Here is a 20824-nt window from a genome sequence, read left to right on the forward strand (position 1 = left end):
GATGCGATCCGTCTGGGGCTGGTTGCCACGATCGCCAGAGCATGGCAGGGCGCGCGCCGCGAGACGGGCGTGTGTTGTGGCAGTGTGAGCTTCGGCTCAGGAGCCGGATCGCCGGGCGGTGGAGTCGTCCCTGCTCAGGCCGCATCAAGACCGGTGCGCAGGGCGCGCAGCGCATAGTGGGTGCGGGACTTCACCGTGCCGATCGGCACTCCCAGCCGGCCCGCTACCTCCTCCGCTGACCGCCCGACCAGGTACACCTCGGAGAGCAGACTGCGCTGCGCCGGGCTCAGCCGGCCGAGCGCGTGCCGGATGGCACACGACGCGAGCGCGGCGCCGGTGGTGTCGTCCCCAGCGGGAATCCACGTCATGTCGACGAGATGGACCTCCGCCGGGCGGCCCCGCCGCAGCCGGACGCCGTCGATGACGAGCCGTCGGGCGACGGTGACGAGCCACCGACGGGCGGCATCGGGCTCGGCCGGCACCGAGTCGAGGTGCCGCCAGGCCCGCAGCATCGTGTCCTGGAGCAGATCCTCGGCGGTCTGCCGCTGACCGCGGGTCAGCACGAGCAGGAGACGCAGCACGGCACGGGCGTGATCGGCATGCAGCGTGGTCATGCGTTCGGCCCGGCCGGCCGGTGATTCGTCGAGTGTCCGCAGCACGGCATCTCCCCCACAGGCAGGAGCAACGGTGATTGAGGCATGAGCCTAGGGACGCCCGCTGCCAATGGACTGACGCGTTAGTGCGGATCGAGTGCCGTCGCCGATCGCAACCGGTCACGGACGCGACGTGACCGCCGCGAGCAGGCCGGCCAGCCGCCGGCCGGTCCGGGTCTGCGCGTACGGAATCAGAGCCAACGCCTCCTGCCACGCCCGTATCGCGGCGTCCTGGTCGCCGGTGGCGGCGAGGGCGTCACCGAGCAGTGCCAGCACTTCCGCGGCCGGGGCCGACGCCGAGGCCTCCTGGTACGCGACGGCCGCCTCGCGCCAGCAGCCGACAGCCTTGCCGGGCTCCCCGCGGGCGGAATGCACCTGGCCGAGCACCTCCCACGCCTCGGCGACCCCCAGGTTGTACTGCGCTCGGCGGGACAGCGCCATCGCCTGCTCGGCGCAGCGCACGGCCTCTTCCTCCCGGCCCAGTTCGGCGTTGCTCGCGGCCAGGATCACCAGGGCGTCCGCGAACAGCTTGTCGTCTCCGGCCGCCCATGGCCCCAGCACCGCGGAGAGCGTCCGGACGACCTCCTCGTGTCGCCCCTGCGCCGCCAGGATCATCACCCGGTTGATCGTGGCCCGGGTCAGCTCGTCGTGCAGGCCGAGCCGGGCGAGCAGATCGAGCGCCTGGTCGAGATGCGCGACCGCGGTCTCGTGCTCGCGCCGGAAGTAAGCCGCGCCGGCCAGGCTGCGGTGCATCCGGGCCTGCCCGACCAGGTCGCAGCCCGCCCGCGCGGCATCGAGGGCCACCTCGCCGGTGGCCGTCCAGTCGGCGCACCTGCCGGTGCGGTCGAAGAAATGCTGCATTCCCAGGGCGAGCTGCCAGGCCTCGGTGTGCCAACCCTGCCGGGCGGCCCGGCCGACCAGCGCGATCAGGACCTGCCGCTCGGCGCTGAACCAGCGTATGGCTTCGCCGTGGCCGGCGAAGCGCAACGGGGTCTCGCCCGGCCCTGGCTCGATCATCGGGTGGTGCTCGGAGGTCAGCAGCTGTCGGTGCGCCTGATAGCAGGTGGCCCGGTAGAACCGCAGGCAGCGGAGTTCCGCGGCGGCGCGCTCCGCCGGGCTGTCGTTCTCCTCGCCGAGTTCCGTGGCGTAGGCCAGCAGCAGGTCGTGGGTGCGGTAGCGGCCCGGCAGTTCCTCGCTGATCAGGTGCGCGCGGCTCAGCTCGCCGATCAGCGCACGCCCGGTCCGCAGCGGGACGCCGGCCAGGCCCGCCGCCCCGGCGATCGAGATGTCGGGGCCGGGATGGATCGGCAGCAGTCGGAAGAGCCGGGCGGCCGGGGCGGAAAGTGCCCGGTAGGACCAGGAAAAGACGGCACGCAGGCCGGTCTGCGGGTCGTCGCCGTCGAAGCCGTCCAGGCTGCCCGGCGCCCGGGTCAACTCGGTGGCGATCTGCGCCGGTGGCGTCCGTGGCAGGCTCGCCGCGCGGGCCGCCACCACGGCCAGCGCGAGCGGCAGCCGCCCGCAGCTGGCGATGATGGCGTCGATCGCGGCCGGGTCCTCCGTGACGCGGCCGGCGCCGAGCGGTCGCAGGAGCGCCGCACGGGCCTCGTCGAGGCTCGGCAGACCGACCGGCAACGGGTGGGCGCCGGCCGTGGTCAGCAGGCTGCTGAGCCGGCTGCGGCTGGTGACGATCGCCAGACAGCCGGGGCTGCCCGGCAGCAGGTGCCGGATCTGCTCGGCGTCCCGACAGTTGTCGAGCACGATCAGCAGACGCCGGCCGGCGAGGCTGCTGCGGTACATGCCCGCCTGCGCGTGCAGCTCAGCGGGAATGCCCTCCTGCGGCACCCCGAGCGAGCCGAGGAAGCCACGCAGCGCCTCGGCCGGGCTCATCGCCGGCTCGCGCCCGTCGTATCCACGCAGGTCCACATAGAGCTGCCCGTCCGGGTAGCCGGCGGCGAACTCGTGGGCGAGGTGGACGGCGAGGGCGGTCTTGCCGATCCCGGGCATGCCGTCGATCGCGAGCACTACCGGACCGCCCGGGCCCGCGACCGCCGCGCGGGCCTCGGCGACGAGGTCGTCCCGGCCGCTGAAGAAGGGCAGGTCGGGCGGCAACTGCGCGGGCCGGGGAAGGGGCGACTGCGATTCGGTACGCGCCGGCCGGGTGCGCTGGTGCAGCAGCCGGTCGTACGCCTCCCGCAGTTCCTCACCCGGATCGATGCCCAGGTCGTCGGCGAGCCGGCGGCGCACCACCCGGTACATCTCGACGGCTTCCGCCTGGCGGCCGTCGGCGGCGAGCGCCAGCAGCAACCGGCTCTGCAGCGACTCGTCGAGCGGATGCTGCTCGGCAGCCTGCCGCAACGGCGCCAGCACGGCGCCCATCCGGCCGCAGCGCTCGGCGGCGTCGGCGGCCTCGCGCACGGCCTCGGCGCGTTCGGCCTCCACGGCGAGGAACGCGGGATGCAGGCGGGAGACCGGTTCCAGGCCCGCGGCACACCGGCCGCGCCACAGCCGCAGCCCGTCGAGGGAATGCCGCAGCGCCGACTCCGGGTCGCCGTCCTGCAGGCTCCGGCCCGCCAGCCGGCTCAACGACCGGAACTTCAGCAGGTCAAGGGACTCCTCGTCGGCGCGCAGCCGGTAGCCCGAGAGCTCCCGGAGGATGTGCCGGCCCGCCGACCGGTTGGGCAGGCCGGGCTCGAGCAGCCGCCGGAGCACCCCGACGTGGCGGTGCACGACGTTCGCGGCGCTGGGCGGGGCCTCCTCGTCCCAGAGCAGGTCGACCAGTTCGGCCAGGGAGACCGGTGAACCGGCCCGGGCCAGCAGCAACGCGAGCACCAGGCGCTGTTGGCGCGCGCCCAGATGCAGCTCGGCGCCGGCACGGACGACCCTGATCGAGCCGAGCACCGAGAAACCGATCGTCTCGCCCACCTCCGCCCGCACACCGGCAACGGTAACCGGCCGACCGCCACCCGGACTTTGCGGCCGCGGGCAGGGACGCTGGTGCTCGTTTCGAGGGCCGCGGACTCAGCGACGCAGGGCGGTCTCAGCCTGCATGTGCGACAGCTTCTCGGGAATGCGTACGGCGTAGAGCCCGGTGATGAGGCCGTCGTCGACGCGCAGCGCGATGACCGTGTCGATCTCGCCGTCGAGCCGCAGGACCAGCGCAGGGTAGCCGTTGACCTGGGCGGGTTGCAGCGACGCGGTGGCGATCCTGGCCTTCTTGGAGGCCATCAGCCGCGCCACCTTGCCGGCTCCGGCGATGGGCCGCAGCACGGCCTGTTTGACTCCGCCACCGTCACCCAGGAGCACGACGTCCGGCGCGAGGATGTCGAGCAGGCCCTGCACGTCACCGGTCTCGACCGCCCGCTGGAACGCCTCGAGCGCACCCTTGGTCTCGGCCGGAGAAACCACCCCGCGCGGCCGGCGCGCGGCCACGTGTGCTCGTGCCCGGTGGGCTATCTGGCGGACCGCGGCCGGGCTCTTGTCGACGGCTTCGGCGATCTCGTCGTACGGGAGATCGAACACCTCGCGCAGTACGAACACCGCCCGCTCGGTCGGAGCGAGCGTCTCCAACACCAGCAGCATGGCCATCGAGACGCTCTCGGCCAGCTCGATGTCCTCGGCGACGTCGGGCGTGGTCAGCAGGGGCTCGGGGAGCCAGGAGCCGACGTAGGACTCCTTGCGGCGGCCGAGCGTACGCAGCCGGCTGAGTGACTGGCGGGTGGCGATCCGGACCAGGTACGCGCGCTGGTCCCGCACCGCGTCGAGATCGACGTCCGCCCACCGCAGCCAGGTCTCCTGGAGGACGTCCTCGGCGTCGGCGGCAGAGCCGAGCATCTCGTATGCGACGGTGAAAAGCAGGTTGCGGTGGGTGACGAATGCGTCGGTAGTGGGATCCAGCCGGCGATTCTCCCGCGTGGCTGCGCTCCCGGCGTCCGGAACTGTGCTCGCCATGGCCGCTCCTGTCGCTTTCGGTCCCGACTGTCCCTCACGAGACGCCGCCCCGGCACCTCCTGTGACACCACGCGTTCGTGACGGCCGTCACCGGGGCCGAGGTGTCACAGGGGCTCACGCATCTCCGGTCCTTCACCAGATGACCGAACCGACCCGACGCCTCGCGTCGTCACGGCTCACTCGGGCGGCTTCGCCCCGGTCTGCTCGCTCGCCATGTACGTCGCGTACCAGTCGGGCCAGTTCTCGTCCCTCTCGCCGGTGCGCTCCTCGTGCTTGCCGTGGGCGGCGGCCGCGCGCCGGAGTGCGATCGCCAGGTCGCTCGCGGAGCCGAACGACGTCACGCCCCCCTCGATGCGCCCGGGAAGCCTGGTCGTGATCTCCTGCATCAACCAGGTGTTGCCGTCCGGGTCGCGGAACGTGGCGCGCGAGAAGTAGCTGCGTCGCTCGGGATCCAGCCCGTCGACCGGGCCGTCCGGGCTGGCGTGGAAGACATTGCTCACCTCGACACCGGCAGAGACCAGGGCGTTCCGGGCCGCCTCGACGTCGGACACGATCAGGTACGCCGTGGCCGAACCGGGCGCGGCCGAGGTGAGCTTCGGGCCGAACTGCACCGAGCACCCGGAGCCGTGCGGCGTGTACTGGACCACGCCAGGCGGTGTCTGGTCGAGCCGCCACCCGAGGCGCCCGTAGAACTCCTTCGCGCGGTCGACATCCGACACCGGGACGACGACCACCTCGAGCTTCACGTCGAGGTTCTCGATGCTCGACGTCCCACTCGCGTCGCTCTGGGCATCCCTCGGGCTCATCGCGGCCTCCCTGGATTGCGTGCGGCGCCATGCGCTTGCCCGGCGTACTCATGGGGGATTTCCTGGCCGGCATGCCGCGACGGCGGCCGAACCTTCCCCGGATCAGCACCTGAGCCACCGCTCCCGTGAGCGGCGCCAGCTCGATCACCACGCTACTGCCTGCGTTGCGCCCGGGTGCCTCGTTCCCGGCATCAGCCGGGGGACATCCTCGTCGCCCGGCGCACCCCGAAAAGGGCGACGAGGGCCAGGAGGATGACGGCGACGGAGTACTCGTCGGCGGTCCGGGGCACGCCGCCGCCGTAGACCACGAGGAAGCCGGCGATCACGGTGGGGAGGCCGAAGCCGACGTAGCAGACGACGTAGAGCAGGGACAGCACGCTGGCGCGTTCGTGCGCCTCGACCAGCGGCATGATCATCTTGAGGCTGCCCTGGAAACCGCCACCGAAGCCGACGCCCCCGAGCGCGAGTCCGACGAAGAAGCCGGGGACGGACTCGGCCATGACCGACACCAACGTGACGACCATGCCCAGGATGAGGGCGGCGATCCCGGTCAGGATCACGGTCCGCGCGGCGGTGTTCCGCAGCACCAGGACGGCGATCGACCCGAAGAGGGCGAAGACGAAGAGGACCAGACCGCCAACCACGATCGACGTGTTCATGAGGGCGCGCACGAGCGCCGGGCCGAGCGCCCCGAAGAAGCCGGCCAGCGCCCAGACCGCGAACAGCACCGGAACGACGACCAGTACCGGTTGGCGCACGGAGTGGGGCAGCTTGATGTCGGGCCGTAGGCTGCGTCGCGCTCCCGGCATCCGCGTGACCGTCTCCGGCATCAGCGCGACCGCGACGGCCTGGATCAGCAGGATCACGAGAAGGACGACGTACACCAGCCGCGTCGGCGCGGGCAGGAACTGGATGAGCAGCGCCGAGAGCAGGGCACCGCTACCGGTTCCGATACCAGGGGCGATCGAGTTCGCGAGCGTGCCGCGGGCGCGGTCGATGTCGAGCATGGCGGCACCGACGGCGCCGGTGGCGGCGCCGGCCGCGAGCCCCTGCACGAGCCGGGCGGCCAGCAGCGTGGGTACGCCGTTGGCGAAGACGAAGACGACCAGCGAGACCATCTGCACCACGATCGCGACGGCGAGGACCGGTCGGCGACCGACATGATCGGACAGCTTGCCGAACGTGAGCAGCGACGCCAGCACCGCCAGCGCGTAGACGGCGAACACCACGGTGGTCGTGACCGGCGAGAAGTGCCAGCGCTCCTGGTAGATGCCGTAGAGCGGGGTCGGAGCCGCCGACGCGGCCAGGAACGACACGAGAATCGACGCGAGCAGCAACAGGGACGCCCTCGGTGAGAGTCGCGCCCGCCCCGCGGTACTCATGTCGGTGCTCCTCGGCTGCGCTGGAAGCGGTCAGACCTGGACACCCCGCTGGCTGTAGGGCCGCAGCGGCGTACCCGGTGTGCTCCGCCGCATGCACGCTCTTTCACCCGCCGGTGTGGCCGTGCGGATGGGCGGATGGGCGGATGGGCGACGGTGGTCCCACGAGTCGTCGTACGGTCGGAGCATGGGTGCACCGACCAAGTCCGGTACGGCCGTCGGCCTGGCCCGTGATCGGACTACGCCTTCCGGGAGGACGTGTGTTCGCCAATCCCGAGGAACTGCTGCGATACCTCAAGAACGAGGACGTGAAGTTCGTCGACGTTCGTTTCTGTGACCTGCCCGGCGTGATGCAGCACTTCAACCTGCCGGTCGAGTCCGTCAACGACGATCTGTTCACCGACGGCCTCGCGTTCGACGGCTCATCGATCCGCGGTTTCCAGGCGATCCACGAGTCGGACATGCTCCTGCTCCCGGACGTCGCCACCGCCTTCATCGACCCGTTCCGGGCGCAGAAGACCCTCGCGTTGAACTTCTTCATCCACGACCCGTTCACCCGCGAGGCCTACACCCGCGACCCCCGCAACGTCGCCAAGAAAGCCGAGGCGTACCTCGCGGCCAGCGGCATCGCCGACACCCCCTACTTCGGCGCCGAAGCCGAGTTCTACATCTTCGACTCCATCCGCCACGAAACCTCCGCGCACCAGTCGTTCTACTACATCGACTCCATCGAGGGCGCCTGGAACAGCGGCCGCGAGGAGCCGGGCGGCAACCGCGGCTACAAGACCGCGTACAAGGGCGGCTACTTCCCGGTGCCCCCGGTCGACCACTACGCCGACCTACGCGACTCGATCGTGCGCCGCCTCGTCGACTCCGGCTTCACCGTCGAACGCTCACACCACGAAGTCGGCACCGCCGGCCAATCGGAGATCAACTACCGCTTCTCCACCCTCCTGCACGCCGCCGACCAACTCCAACTCTTCAAGTACATCGTCAAGAACGAAGCCTGGGCCAACGGCAAAACCGCCACCTTCATGCCCAAACCGCTGTTCGGCGACAACGGCTCCGGCATGCACACCCACCAGAGCCTCTGGCTCAACGGCGAACCACTGTTCTACGACGAGACCGGCTACGCCGGCCTGTCCGACACCGCCCGCTGGTACATCGGCGGCCTGCTGCACCACGCCCCCTCACTGCTGGCCTTCACCAACCCGACCATCAACTCCTACCGCCGCCTCGTGCCCGGCTTCGAAGCACCGGTCAACCTGGTCTACTCCCAGCGCAACCGCTCGGCCTGCACCCGCATCCCCGTCACCGGCGCGAACCCGAAGGCCAAGCGCGTCGAATTCCGCGTCCCCGACCCCTCGGCCAACGTCTACCTCGCCTTCTCCGCGATGATGATGGCCGGCCTCGACGGCATCAAAAGCAAGATCGAACCACCCACCCCGATCGACAAGGACCTCTACGACCTCCCACCGGAGGAATGGGGCGACGTCAAGCAGGTCCCCGGCGCCCTCGCACATGCGTTGGACTCCCTCGCCCACGATCACGACTACCTGCTCGACGGCGGTGTCTTCACCCCTGACCTGATCTCCACCTGGATCAGCTGGAAGCGCACCGATGAGGTCCAACCCATGGTGCTGCGCCCGACTCCACACGAGTTCGCCCTCTACTTCGACTGCTGACCCGACCGGACGTGGAGCAGCCCCAATGCTTCCCTCGCACCGCCGGTGAACCAACCGAGGGATGGCGGCAACTCAAGCATGGGTCTCATCACGACGTCCCTCTGCGTCGCCATGCCCACCCTGCTCGTGCTGTGGCTGTGGGGCAGGCCCCTGTACACCGGCCGATGGAAAGCTCCAGGCTGGTTCATCGGAACAGCGGCGCTCTGGGTCGTCGCCACCGCCATCAGTGGTTCCGCGGTGCTTTCTCCGGTGCCTTCATGAACGCGGAAGAGTCCTGCCACGTGGCCGGCGCCACCTACGGCAGCGCCTCGTTGTACGTCCACTCCACGCAGGATTCGTCATGCTGCCTCGTGGACCTGCGGTGCGGGCCCCTCGAGAGGGGTGCGCCCGGGGGCGCGAATCCCGTCGAGCAGGATGGTCACGACTCGACGCCACCCCTCGGGTCCTGCATCGACGCCGAGGCAGTGGTCGGTGTCCAGCGCCGCGCGCGAGCAGATCAGGATGTCCTGCCAGGTCACGTCGGCACGTAGCGCACCTGTGGCGCGCGCCCGCTCGGTCAGCCGGGCGACGGCGTCCTGCAATGCGGCGGTCCGCTGTGCGAGCTCGGGCGACGGTGGCCTTTCGCATGCTGCGGTGACCTCGGCCAGGCCGCGGCTGTCCCGGTGCGCTCCGGCCAACTCCATCACGAACTCCGCCAGGCCGTCCCACGCATCCGGACGTTCCAGACAGACCTGCGCGGTGTCGCACAGCTCGTCGTAGAGGCCGAGCACCACGGAGTCAAGCAGCGCCTCCTTGGTGCCGAAGCGCCGGTACAAGGTGCCCACTCCCACGCCCGCCGCCGTCGCGATGTCCAGAGCTGAGACGTCGAGCCCGCGGGAGGCGATCGCCTCCCGCGTCGCGACGATCAGCTGGCGTCGGTTGCGTCGGGCGTCCGCGCGGACACCTTGCGCAGGGTCCAGATCAGGCATCCCCAAAGAGTACCATAAGCGGACGTAAGTCGTCCGATTCGTCGTTCCGCGCGACCGGCAAGGCGGCAAGCGCAAGCCGCCCCCTGGGTTCGCTGCGACACCGGATTTTGCTCGACTGAACAGCACTCTCCGTCATTGCGGAGAGGCCAGCTCCCGGTCCGCTTCCCCGGACCTCTCGCCACGTGCGTGTCAGCACGCATCGCGGCTTCCACGGTCTCCGTCGCCAGGCCGATCTGCGCGCGCTGCGACGGTGCGGGCCGCGCCCAGCGAGCGTCAGGCCGAGCCTGTTCGTGGTGGCCCGCGCCGAGACGGCGATCGTCATGCCGCCCGTGACGCTGCCCGGCCGGCATGTGCCGCAAAAGGGTTATACCTGTGAGTCATAAGTATGCCTCACAGGTATAACGCCAATCAGGAACAGGAGGCCCGGCACTATCGCGTCGATCATCTGCTGGCGTCGGTTCGCCCTGCGTCCGTACGGGCGCCGGACACCGGGTTCAGATCAGGCGCCCGGAGTCCAGTTCTCCACCGGGTCCATCCGGTAGGGCTCGCCCTCTCAACCTTTGACCCTCCTTCCGCGTCGTCTCGGGTGACAGCGCTGATGAGGGGAGCGGCAGGATGGGTGGCCATGGTGAAGGGGCGGCGTGTGGATGACGCCGACTTCCGGGAGTTCGTCGAGGTGCGCTACGGCGATCTGCTACGAACGGCGTACCTGTTGACCGGTAGTCGGGACACGGCGCAGGACCTGGTGCACGATGCCTTGCTCAAGGCGATGCGGTACTGGCGCACAGTCGATGAGCCGATGGCGTACGTGCGGCGAGTGATGGTCAACGAGCGGACCAGCCGATGGCGGCGGCTCGGGTTGCGTGAGCTGCTCACCGCTGCTGTGCCGGACCGGTCCCGCCCGGATTCCACCGAGGCGGTGGTCGTCCGAGACGAACTGCTGACGGCCCTGGACCGGCTGCCCGTACGGATGCGGGCGGTGCTGGTACTGCGGTATTGGGAGGACCTTTCCGAGGCTGAGGTCGCAACGACGATGGGATGTTCTGTCGGGACGGTCAAGAGTCAGGCGGCGCGCGGTCTGGCTCGGATGCGCGAGGTGCTCCGGCCGGCGCCGGTTGCTGGGCCGGCGGTCCGTGGTGAGTTGATGGGGGAACGGGCATGAGCGTGGACGAGCTGCGTGCCGGTCTGGCACGGATCGCGGAGCCGGTGGTGCCGGATGAGGACCCGTACGGACGGTTGCTGCGTCACGCGCGACGGCGGAAGCGTCACCGGCTCGCCGGCCTGGTCGCGGCGGTGTCTGGCCTGCTGGCCACGGTGCTGCTCGGCCCGGTCGCCCTCGGTGCCGGTTCCGGCGGCCAGGATCGGGAGGACGGTCGGGTGCTCGATGGCTATGCGGTGACCTCAGACTGGGAGTGGCGGCTGATCAACTCACCGACACGGGGGAGCCTGGCCGGAGATCAGAAGCTGATCGACGAGTTGACCAGGCTGTTCGACCGCGACCGGGCCGATCTGCGGATGTCCGAATCGCTGCCGGAGGTGAAGGTGCTCTACGCCGACGAATCGGCCGGGTTCCGGCAACTGGTTGCCGCTTACCATTCCGACCGCTCCGCCGCCCTGGTTGAACTGAAGGTTCCCGTCGGCACCCAGCCTCAGCAGTCAGTCCGCATCTACAACGGCTCCGTCAACGTACGGATGAAGCCGTTCAGCGTGCTCGATGCCTCGTACGACCCTCGTGGGCCGGAGGATGTGGGGCTCTTGGGTCTCGCTCCGGCCGGCTGCGTCGTGTCCGTAGCGGATGCGGCCGTGGTGGGCGCGGACGGAGTACCACGGCGGCAGTGGGAATCGTCGCCGACGGGGGATTACGTCCTTCTGGACGCGTCGCAGGTTCGCGGCTGGTGGCGGGTGGAGTGTGAAGGGCAGGTCCGCGTGGAGGGGCCGGTGGGCCACAGCGGCGTTGTCATCCGTGGCGAGGGCGGCCGTTACCAGCCAACCGAGCTCGCTGATGCCCTGCCTGGCGGGGACACCTCCAGGAGAATGGACGCCTGGCGGGCCGAGCGGTGGGGTGGCGTCTCGTACCGCAACCTGATGGACATGAGCGGCTTGCCATCCGCCCCGGATCCAGTTGTCCGCTGGTCCGGGCGATTGGACAGCAACGGCCAACCGGAGGCAGCCGTCATCGGCCCGGCCTCAGGCACCGGCCCTCTGCTGCTGCACGTGGGCGCTCAGGGAAGCGTGCTGGCACTCGCGAAGCCCGGTGACACCACGTCGAACGACGGCGAGGAAACTGCCGCCAGCAGCGCCGAAGGCTCGCTGGTCGCAACGGCGGTCACCACCTCGGCGACGTTGGCCGCGGTCCGGGTACCAGCTGTCTCCGGCGGGCGCGGCGTACTGACGGACCAACTGCTGGTCGTTCCACCACCCGCAGCGGCACGCGTCGACGCGGTCACCGACGGCGCTCCCGCCGACGCACGGGCCAGCGCGGACGTCCGAAGTGGTGCGGCCGTACTCACGATCGCCGTCGGCGCGAAAGTCACCCTGCGCGCCCTGGCCGGCGACGGCACGGTCCTGGCATCAGCACCCCTGCGGGAGCCGGCCCAGGGCGAGCACATCTTCAACGAACCCCTGGTCACCGAGTGGTAGCCAGCACCTGAGCAGACGCTGTAGAGATTCGAATCCGCCGTTGCTGTCGATGACTCAGGGGGTTGCGCTCGATGAGGCAGATCGTGATCGGAGTGAGGCCTTACCGCGGGCGTTGGCTTTAGGGCATTCATCGACCTATGGTGGAGGCATGCAGCCGGTGACGGTCCGCTCGCCTGCCGTCACCGAGGTGGCGGCACCCGGCGCTGTCCGCGTAGCGACGGCGGCGCGCCTGATGGCCGGGATGCGGGTGCCGGTTGTCCGCGCGCTGCACATCGCGCCCACGCACAGGCTGTCGAGCCCGGCGCGAACCGGCCGAGGCCCTCCCGCGGAATCGTTGCACCCCAGAACGACCGCCAGGGCGAAGCTATTCAGGCTTCGGCCCTTTTTCATTTTCACGTCCCTTTTGAAAGGCAGACCATGAGCGCCGATCATCGTACTGTCGACCAGAGTTGGCTGGCTGATCTGCGAGCGTCCCTGGCGGACGACTTCGCCACACAGACGGCTCGGCTGCGGGAACTGACCGAGCTCAACGCGGACACCGGCGACCCCAGCGAGGCCCATCACCAGGCCGCGCTGCTGGTGGCCACCCGCCGCAACATCGAGCAGATCACCGGTGCGCTGAGCCGGATCAGCGACGGCACCTACGGCGCCTGCGAGAAGTGCCGCCAGAACATCCCGGCCGAGCGGCTTGAGGTTCTCCCGCACGCTCGCTTCTGCGTGCCGTGCCAGGAGAAGCACAACAGGTGACGCCTCGTGGCTGCCGCGCCGCGCCGGCGGCACGGCAGCCACACGCCGTCACGGGGTTGGGCATCGCCTGCGGGCGGAGCAGCGACGGCCTCGCGACGGCCTCGCGGAGCCGGCCAGTTCACCACGCCACCGCTTCTCGAGAACGGCTTCAATCCGCGGCGGACAACAATAAGGAGAATGATCCCACCCAAACGTATATCGCACCGGGGGGCTTGCCGCAAGACCCGGGTCCTGCCGCAGAATCGTCGGCCGGAGCCAGGAACGGACGAAGAAATGGGGCACGACGTGCGTCTGTTGTTGTCGACCTGGGCAAAGCGGCCGGCCGGCAGTCAAAGGGAAAGGCAAGGGACAATGAGGACGCCCCCAGAGGGTTCGACCGAGCTCGAGACCCCGGTGATCCACCCGGTCCGTGGAGTGCGGCGGAGGACGACCGCCTCGGAGGTGTCGCGATGATCGAGCAGTACGTGCTGGCCCTCCAAGAGGTCGACGAGACGCAGGTCGCGACCGTCGGCGGCAAGGGCGCGCACCTGGGCGCGCTGTCGCGGATCGACGGCGTCCACGTGCCTGCTGGGTTTTGCGTGACGACGAACGCCTTCCGGCGGATCATGGCCGAAGCGCCCACGATTCACGATCAGCTCGATCAACTGTCGCGCCTGAAGCCGAAGGACCGGGAGGCGATCCGCACGCTCAGTGCGGAGATCCGCCAGGCCATCGAAGGGATCGTCCTCCCCGACGATCCGGCGGCGGCGATCACCCGGGCTCTCACGCAGCTCGGCGAGCGAGGTGCCTACGCCGTCCGATCCAGCGCGACTGCAGAGGACCTGCCGACGGCCTCCTTCGCAGGCCAGCAGGACACGTACCTGAACGTCATGGGGCTGGCAGCGATCCTTCAGCACGTCAGCCGGTGCTGGGCCTCACTCTTCACCGAGCGGGCCGTGACCTACCGTCAGCGGAACGGCATCGACCACCGCACGGTCCACATGGCCGTTGTCGTGCAGAAGATGGCCTTCCCGCAGGCGGCCGGCGTCCTGTTCACGGCCGACCCCGTCACAGGCAACCGGAAGGTCGCCTCCGTGGAGGCCAGCTTCGGTCTCGGCGAAGCTCTGGTCTCCGGGCTGGTGAACGCGGACGCCTACAAGGTGCGGGACGGTGAGATCGTCGACAAGGCGGTGGCCACCAAGCGGCTTGCCATCCACGCCCTGCCGACCGGCGGGACGAAGGAACAGGCGATCGATTCGGAGCGGCAGGAGCAGCCGGCGCTGACGGATGCACAGGTTGTGCGGCTCGTGCAGCTCGGGCGGCGGATCGAAGCACACTTCGGCCACCCCCAGGACATCGAATGGTGCCTGGTCGACGATGACTTCCACATCGTCCAGAGCCGACCGATCACCACGCTGTTCCCCATCCCCGCGGCCGGCGACCGGGAGAACCACGTCTACGTCTCCGTTGGTCATCAGCAGATGATGACCGACCCCATGAAGCCACTGGGCTTCTCCATGTGGCAGCTGACGGCCATGGCGCCGATGCACGAGGCCGGCGGGAGGCTGTTCGTCGACGTCACCCAGCGCCTGGCCTCGCCCGCGAGCCGCGCCGGCCTCCTGGAGTTGGTGGGGAGGGGCGATCCGCTGATCAGGGACGCGCTGGAGACCGTCCTCGACCGCGCCGACTTCGTCCCGACGCTTCCGGGGGCTGGCCCCGGCACGCCGCCGGTCAGCGGGGCGTCCGCCCCGATCGAGACCGATCCGGCCATCGTCACGGAGCTGATCGAGCGCAGCCGAGCTTCCATCGCCGCCCTGCGGCGCGACATCCGGACGAAGACCGGACCGGCGCTGTTCGACTTCCTGCTGGAGGCCTTCCAGGAGCACAAGCGGCTCCTGGGCGATCCGCAGAGCATGCAGGCGATCATGGCGGGGATGGAGGCCACCTGGTGGCTCAACGAGCAGCTGCAGGCCTGGCTTGGCGAGAAGAACGCGGCCGACACGCTCACGTTGTCCGCGCCCAACAACGTCACGTCGGAGATGGGGCTGGCGCTCCTGGACGTCGCCGACGTCATCCGCCCGCATCCGGAGGTGGTGGCCTTCCTGCAGGGCGTCGAGGACGACGGCTTCCTTGACGAGCTGCCGAAGCTCGCGGGCGGGGCCGAAGCGCGCGACGCCATCGAGGCCTACCTCGACCGGTACGGCGTGCGCTGCGTCGGCGAGATCGACATCACGAGGCCGCGCTGGAGCGAACGCCCCACCACTCTCGTGCCCGTCATCCTCGACAACATCAGGAACTTCGAGCCGGGCGCTCGCAATCGGCGCTTCGAGCAAGGACGCCAGGAGGCGGAGAAGAAGGAACGAGACGTCCTGGAGCAGCTGCGGGCCCTGCCGGACGGGGAGCGGAAAGCCGAACAAGCCAAGCGGATGATCGACCGAGTCCGAACCTTCATCGGCTATCGGGAGTACCCGAAGTACGCCATTGTCAGCCGCTACTTCGTCTACAAGCAGGCACTGCTGGAAGAGGCCGAGCGCCTCGTGCAGGCCAACGTGCTTCGTGAGAAGGAAGACATCTTCTACCTCACGTTCCAGGAACTTCACGACGTCGTGCGCACGAACCAGGCCGATGAACAGCTCATCCACCGGCGGAAGGACGCGTTCAGGTCGTATCAATCGCTCACACCGCCCCGGGTGCTCACGTCGGAAGGTGAGGGCATCGCCGGGGCGTACCGACGCGACGATGTGCCGACCGGTGCGCTGGTCGGCCTCCCGGTTTCCAACGGGATCGTCGAGGGGCGAGCTCGCGTCATCCTGGACATGGCCGAGGCCGATCTCGAACCAGGCGACATCCTGGTCACCGCCTACACCGATCCGAGCTGGTCACCCCTGTTCGTCGCGATCGAGGGGTTGGTGACGGAGGTGGGCGGCCTCATGACCCACGGGGCGGTGGTCGCCCGGGAGTACGGCCTGCCCGCCGTCGTCGGTGTGGAGCATGCGACCAAACTGATCCGGGACGGGCAGCGGATTCGCGTGCACGGGGCCGACGGGTACGTGCAGATCCTGCCTTGACCGACGACCGACCGAGGAGGCTGTTCGTAGCTTCCGACCCAGAGCAACGCTGGGCAGGGTCAACAAACCGGCGGTTCGGAGGCGCTTCGGCGTTGGCTCGGCGGCTGGAACGGCCCTTGCGCACGGCTTCGCCCCAACGGTGCAGTTGATCCTGCACCGTTGGGGCGCGGCTTCCTTGGCGTCCTGCACGACCGAGCGGTCCTGCTCGTGTTGAGACGGGGATCTCGTGTCGCGGGCTGCCGCCGAATCGGCGTGTACGACAGGTGGCCGACTTGCGTCGTAGGCTGTATCTCGCGCGATGGACAGGAGGCTGAGGTGGCCGGGACGACGCTGACCGAGACGATGGTGGCCGAGGTGATGGCCGAGCTGGCCGAGCTCGAGGACCCGAAGGCACGCAAGGTGAACGAGAAACACGGTGACGATCACGGTGTGAACCTCGGCAAGCTGCGCGCGCTCGCGAAGCGCCTGAAGACGCAGCAGGAACTCGCATGCCGGCTCTGGGCGACGGATGACAACGCGGCGAGACTGCTGGCGATCCTGATCTGCCGACCCAAGGCGTTCGAGCGTGACGAGTTGGACGCCATGTTGCGCGAGGCGCGCACGCCCAAGGTGCACGACTGGCTCGTGAACTACGTGGTGAAGAAGAACCCGCACTCCGAAGAGCTACGACTGGCCTGGTCCGCCGATCCGAATCCAGTGGTCGCGAGTGCCGGCTGGGCGCTGACCACCGAACGTGTGGCGAAGAAGCCCGAGGGCCTCGACCTTCCAGAGCTGCTCGACGTCATCGAGGCGGAGATGAAGGACGCTCCGGCTCGCCTCCAGTGGGCGATGAACCACTGTCTGGCTCAGATCGGGATCGAGCACGCCGAGCATCGCGCCCGCGCGATCGGCATCGGTGAGCACCTGGAGGTGCTCAAGGACTACCCGACTCCCCCGGGCTGCACGTCTCCGTTTGCGCCCATCTGGATCAGCGAGATGGTGCGCCGCCAGCGCGATACCTAGGAGACGCCCTACATCAATCTGCAGCGCGCCTCACACCGTGGGCGCGCTTTTGACGTTGTCCGTACGCGACAGCGTCGTAACCTGACTCGCGATGTCCGTCGGATGAGCGGAGTACTCGAACCTGGGCTCACCCTGGCGCATCCGCATCTGACGGCGCTGGTCTGTGGTACGAACTACCGAAAGCTGGACAGAGCCGCAGAAACGGGCGAGCGGATGACGAGTGGGGCAGCCGGACTCCTGCGACGACCCGAGGAACCACGAGCCACGTACCTGGAACTGTTCTTCGACCTGGTGTTCGTCTTCGTGCTCGCACGGCTCTCGCAGGAACTGTTGGAGGATCTGAGCTGGAGCAGCGCCTTCCAGACGCTGGTGTTGCTCCTCGCTCTGTGTGCGATCTGGGCCAACACGGCCAGGTTCACCGACAGGTTGGACCCGCAGCAGCCGCTGATACAGCTGCTGGTGATCGCGACCATGTTCAGCACCCTGCTGATGGCTGCCGCAGCGCCGGAGGCGTTCGGCGAGCAGGGCCTGGTCTTCGCAGGCTTGTACGTCGCCACTCAGGTCGGCCGCAACGCCGGTGGGGTGCTCCTGCTGCGGGGCCACAAGGGGCAGCGCGTCTTCGCGCGGCAACTCTTCTGGTTCGGTGTGTCCGCAGTGCCGTGGATCGCAGGTGCTCTCACGCACGACACCGCCCGTGCGGTCCTGTGGGCGCTGGCGGTGGCCGTGGAGTACGGGTCAGTCTCACTCGGCTTGCCCACACCGCGCCTGGGCCGCGCGTTCGCGCGTACATCCGAGTTCGCGGTCTACGGCGTGCACGCAGCCGAACGCTTCCGGCAGTTCTTCATCATCGCGCTCGGCGAACTCATCCTGGTAAGCGGCCTGACGTTCAGCCGCGGCAGGTTCCAGCCTGACCGGATTGCCGCGGTCGTGATCGCGTTCGCCACCACGGCGCTGCTGTGGCGGATCTACATCCATCGCGCCGGTGGCCTGCTGGCGGAGGCCATCGCAGCCGCCCCCAACCCACTCCGCGCAGTCATCCCGGCGCTGTACGCCCACCTGCTCATGGTCGCCGGCATCGTCGTCATCGCGGTCGGCGACGAGCTCGTCATCGAGCACCCGCTCGGACACACCCCACCGGCCTGGATCATCGTCATCCTCGGCGGACCCGCGCTGTTCCTCGCCGGTCGGGGCATGTTCGAGTACGAGGTGTTCGGTCGGGTCTCCCGCTCCCGGCCGATCGGGGTCCTCGCACTCGCCGCGACATCGCCGGCGGCGTTCTTCCTGCCGCCGCTGCTGGTCGCCACGGGACCTGCCCTCGTCCTGGCCGGAATCGCCGCATCCGACGCAGCGCGCGCTCGAGGGCGCTCACCCGAGCCGCCCTCACCACCCGGCTAGCCGAACGTGTCGCCCACATCCCGAGGCTGTCTCCGGACCGGCTACTCCTCCGGGACGCGCGGCCCAACCTCGCCCCGCTTCAGGTGCTCCGCGTTGCGGTCGGCTTCACTGTCGGCGTGCGCAGCCCCGGAACCCGGGTCCGTCGTTCGGCGACCCTCGGCGTCCTGATACACCTCGCCGGTCTCGAGGGCTCTCTCCTGCTGACTCTGCTCAGGCCTGGTCATAACCACCCAACTACCCTCCGCCCGCACCAGCAAACGGTCGGCTTTGCGTGCCGCCGTGTTTCCGCAGGTGGCACGCCGCCGGCTTGACGATGCGTGAGTAGCCCTGATTCTTCACTCCGATGTCACCAATCGATCCCACGGGTGACGTGTCGGTGTCTGTCCGCGGGAGTTGGCTGTCCGTCGTCGCACTTGTCCTGACCAGGAGCTGATCCACGTGCCTTCCTCTCGTCGTACCTTCCTCGCTGGCGGCGCCGCCGCCGGCGTGGGCCTTGCCATCGCCGGCGGCTTGCCGTCCCTGGCGCAGGCCAGCCCGGGCCGGCCCCATTCGCCCGTCAAGGCCGGCCACGTGCCCTTCCCGCCGCTCGTGGACGACCCCGCCGGCATCCTGGCCCTGCCCAGGGGCTTCAGCTACACCGTGGTTACCCGGACAGGCGTCACCCGGCTCGACCGCGGCCAGGGTATGACCCCGGCCGACCACGACGGCATGGCCGTCTACGACGTCGGACACGGCCGTTACAACCTGATCCAGAACCACGAGATCGACCCGGGCGCCGAGTTCGGCGTACCGCACGTCAAGGGCACGGTCTACGACTCGGGCGCCGTCGACGCCGGTGGCTGCACCGTGATCAGAACTGACCGTGCGGGCCGGAACCTGGGTGAGTTCGTCGCCCTCTCCGGCACCGTCTCCAACTGCGCCGGCGGGCCGACCCCGTGGGGGACCTGGCTCACCTGTGAGGAGACCGAGGACCGGGCCGGCGACGATTGGGAGGAGGACGGTCGGTCCGGCGTCTTCCTGAAGGATCACGGTTACGTCTTCGAAGTCTGGGCCGACGGCAGCGCGGACCCGAGGCCGATCAAGTGCCTGGGCCGCTACTCCCACGAGGCCCTGGCGGTCGACAGGGACCGCACCAGCATCTATCTCTCCGAGGACGCCGACGGGCCCAACGGCCTCTTCTACCGCTGGACGGCGCCACGCGGCGTCAAGCTGGGGCCCGACGTGCTCACCCGCCTCGCACCCAACGCCGGCGTCCTCGCCGCGATGCAGATCATCATGGACGACGGCTCGGTGCTGCCGGACGTCGCCTACCTGACCTCCGCCCAGCTGGGCCGCCCCTTCCCCGTGCGGTGGATCGAGGTGCCTGACCGCGACGCGGGCAACAAGCCCGTGCGCGAGCAGTTCACCGATGGCCAGGTCACCCGCGGACGCAAGTTCGAGGGCGTGTGGGGCACCGACGAGGGCGTGTACGTGGTCAACTCCTACGCCTGGGACGACGGTGACCTGCCGGCGGACGCGGCTCCGCACGACGGCATGGTCTGGTTCTACAACTACAAGGCCCAGACCATCGAGCTGGTGACGTACTTCCCGCACCAGACCGCCTCGGAGGAAGGGACGCCGGTCAGGTACAACGACCTCACCTTCGACGGCCCGGACAACGTGACTGTCACCCCGTGGGGAAGCCTCGTGCTCGCCGAGGACGGCTCGGGCGCGTCCCACGTGCTCAGCACGGTCCCGGGCGGCCCGACGTACGCGATCGCCCGCAACCAGCTCAACGACTCAGAGTTCTGCGGGCCGACCTTCACCGCCGACGGGGAGGTGCTCTTCGTCAACATGCAGGACCCCGGCCTCACCCTGGCCATCACCGGACCGTGGGAGAAGTACCTGGGCTAACGGAGCCAGATCGACCGGTGGGGGTCAGGCGATCCGCCTGCCCCCACCGCTCCCGCGACGCCACGTCCGGCCGACGCCCTCGCGTTCCGGGCCGCGTTTGCTGCCGCAGGTCGATGCCCGTGTCGGCGACGTGACTCGGGCGGTTCCGGCCGGTAGGGACGGCGTAGAACTTCCGATGCGAGTTTCTCGGGTCACGATCCGTCCGGAGGGTTGGCCGGCTGCTGTCCCGGCCAGAACGGCCACTCCTCGAACGACCGACAACGTCCGTCGTGAGCGAATCGCATGATCCACAGGTCGCGGTACTCCTGGTCGACCGGGTCGCCGTAGCGGACCTCTTGGCGCGACACCGCGGTGTCGCCGTCGACCGCCACGATCTCCCTGGTCATCTGGAACACCTCGTCGGGACCTCTGCGCTGCGCTTCCCACATCTGGGCGATGGCCGGCAGGCCGACGACCGGCGTCCAGTACGGCCCCTGTTGGTAGCTCGCATCCTCGGTGAAGAGCGTGACCAGCTCGGCCGTGCCCGGCGTCCGCCAAACCCGCTCGTAGGCGGCGAGCCAATCGTCGACGTGCTTCCTGTTCATGCACATCACCTTGCCATCCGACGGGCGGCAGGCGGCGGGATCCGGCCAGCCGCGGGTAATGCACTGATCGACTCCGC

15 protein-coding genes are annotated in these 20824 nt (G+C 69.4%); 8 read left to right on the plus strand and 7 right to left on the minus strand.

Annotation, left to right across the window (positions count from 1 at the left end; genetic code table 11):
• Positions 1-134: 134 nt before the first annotated feature.
• From KBX63_RS06160 to KBX63_RS06180, 5 genes are all read right to left on the minus strand, one after another.
• Positions 135-659, minus strand: coding sequence for a sigma-70 family RNA polymerase sigma factor (locus KBX63_RS06160; protein WP_210909120.1), 525 nt, complete (start codon positions 657-659; stop codon positions 135-137).
• 114 nt (positions 660-773) lie between these two features.
• Complete coding sequence (locus KBX63_RS06165; protein WP_210909122.1) at positions 774-3587, minus strand: BTAD domain-containing putative transcriptional regulator; 2814 nt, start codon at positions 3585-3587, stop codon at positions 774-776.
• An 84-nt stretch (positions 3588-3671) separates the two neighbouring features.
• Entirely contained in the window at positions 3672-4601 is a 930-nt protein-coding gene (locus KBX63_RS06170; protein WP_210909124.1) for an RNA polymerase sigma-70 factor, read from the minus strand.
• A 176-nt stretch (positions 4602-4777) separates the two neighbouring features.
• Positions 4778-5407, minus strand: a complete 630-nt coding sequence (locus KBX63_RS06175; protein ID WP_210909132.1) for a VOC family protein — start codon at positions 5405-5407, stop codon at positions 4778-4780.
• A gap of 191 nt (positions 5408-5598) precedes the next feature.
• Positions 5599-6789, minus strand: coding sequence for an MFS transporter (locus KBX63_RS06180; RefSeq protein WP_210909134.1), 1191 nt, complete (start codon positions 6787-6789; stop codon positions 5599-5601).
• Positions 6790-7046: 257 nt separating this feature from the next.
• Here KBX63_RS06180 and glnA point away from each other — a divergent pair, with 257 nt between their 5' ends.
• The gene (gene glnA, locus KBX63_RS06185; RefSeq protein WP_210909135.1) at positions 7047-8471 is read left to right on the plus strand and encodes a type I glutamate--ammonia ligase; all 1425 of its coding nucleotides are present in this window, start codon (positions 7047-7049) and stop codon (positions 8469-8471) included.
• Between the two features lie 338 nt (positions 8472-8809).
• Here glnA and KBX63_RS06190 read toward each other — a convergent pair whose 3' ends face one another.
• Positions 8810-9439, minus strand: a complete 630-nt coding sequence (locus KBX63_RS06190; protein WP_210909139.1) for a TetR/AcrR family transcriptional regulator — start codon at positions 9437-9439, stop codon at positions 8810-8812.
• 643 nt (positions 9440-10082) lie between these two features.
• Here KBX63_RS06190 and KBX63_RS06195 point away from each other — a divergent pair.
• The 7 genes from KBX63_RS06195 (at position 10083) to KBX63_RS06225 (ending at position 20163) form a co-directional block, all read left to right on the plus strand.
• Entirely contained in the window at positions 10083-10601 is a 519-nt protein-coding gene (locus KBX63_RS06195; protein WP_307871633.1) for a SigE family RNA polymerase sigma factor, read from the plus strand.
• A complete protein-coding gene (locus KBX63_RS06200) occupies positions 10598-12079 on the plus strand; it encodes a hypothetical protein (protein WP_210909141.1) in 1482 nt (493 codons plus the stop codon). Before KBX63_RS06195 ends, KBX63_RS06200 begins: the two co-directional genes overlap by 4 nt.
• Before the next feature lie 417 nt (positions 12080-12496).
• Positions 12497-12826 (plus strand): TraR/DksA C4-type zinc finger protein, encoded by a 330-nt coding sequence (locus KBX63_RS06205; protein ID WP_210909143.1) that lies wholly within the window; start codon positions 12497-12499, stop codon positions 12824-12826.
• A 449-nt stretch (positions 12827-13275) separates the two neighbouring features.
• Positions 13276-15873, plus strand: a complete 2598-nt coding sequence (gene rph, locus KBX63_RS06210) for a rifamycin-inactivating phosphotransferase (protein WP_210909146.1) — start codon at positions 13276-13278, stop codon at positions 15871-15873.
• Between the two features lie 342 nt (positions 15874-16215).
• Positions 16216-16875 carry a DNA alkylation repair protein gene (locus tag KBX63_RS06215; protein WP_210909247.1) on the plus strand — a complete coding sequence of 220 codons (660 nt, stop codon included), beginning with the start codon at positions 16216-16218 and terminating at the stop codon, positions 16873-16875.
• Between the two features lie 213 nt (positions 16876-17088).
• Positions 17089-18270 (plus strand): low temperature requirement protein A, encoded by a 1182-nt coding sequence (locus KBX63_RS06220; protein ID WP_210909148.1) that lies wholly within the window; start codon positions 17089-17091, stop codon positions 18268-18270.
• Between the two features lie 438 nt (positions 18271-18708).
• Positions 18709-20163: an alkaline phosphatase PhoX gene (locus KBX63_RS06225; RefSeq protein ID WP_210909150.1), complete on the plus strand. Its 1455-nt coding sequence runs from the start codon at positions 18709-18711 to the stop codon at positions 20161-20163.
• Positions 20164-20354: 191 nt separating this feature from the next.
• Here the strand turns inward: KBX63_RS06225 and KBX63_RS06230 are convergent, their stop codons facing one another.
• Positions 20355-20747 (minus strand): nuclear transport factor 2 family protein, encoded by a 393-nt coding sequence (locus KBX63_RS06230; RefSeq protein WP_210909152.1) that lies wholly within the window; start codon positions 20745-20747, stop codon positions 20355-20357.
• Positions 20748-20824: the final 77 nt, after the last annotated feature.

The organism is Micromonospora sp. U21, from assembly GCF_018070045.1.
Lineage (GTDB): Bacteria > Actinomycetota > Actinomycetes > Mycobacteriales > Micromonosporaceae > Micromonospora.

Coding starts and splice junctions, on each gene's coding strand:
- KBX63_RS06205 (WP_210909143.1), top strand. CDS start 12,497: ATGAGCGCCGATCATCGTACTGTCGACCAGAGTTGGCTGGCTGATCTG.
- KBX63_RS06230 (WP_210909152.1), bottom strand. CDS start 20,747: ATGAACAGGAAGCACGTCGACGATTGGCTCGCCGCCTACGAGCGGGTT.
- KBX63_RS06200 (WP_210909141.1), top strand. CDS start 10,598: ATGAGCGTGGACGAGCTGCGTGCCGGTCTGGCACGGATCGCGGAGCCG.
- KBX63_RS06215 (WP_210909247.1), top strand. CDS start 16,216: ATGGTGGCCGAGGTGATGGCCGAGCTGGCCGAGCTCGAGGACCCGAAG.
- KBX63_RS06175 (WP_210909132.1), bottom strand. CDS start 5,407: ATGAGCCCGAGGGATGCCCAGAGCGACGCGAGTGGGACGTCGAGCATC.
- KBX63_RS06170 (WP_210909124.1), bottom strand. CDS start 4,601: ATGGCGAGCACAGTTCCGGACGCCGGGAGCGCAGCCACGCGGGAGAAT.
- KBX63_RS06220 (WP_210909148.1), top strand. CDS start 17,089: ATGACGAGTGGGGCAGCCGGACTCCTGCGACGACCCGAGGAACCACGA.
- KBX63_RS06190 (WP_210909139.1), bottom strand. CDS start 9,439: ATGCCTGATCTGGACCCTGCGCAAGGTGTCCGCGCGGACGCCCGACGC.
- KBX63_RS06180 (WP_210909134.1), bottom strand. CDS start 6,789: ATGAGTACCGCGGGGCGGGCGCGACTCTCACCGAGGGCGTCCCTGTTG.
- rph (WP_210909146.1), top strand. CDS start 13,276: ATGATCGAGCAGTACGTGCTGGCCCTCCAAGAGGTCGACGAGACGCAG.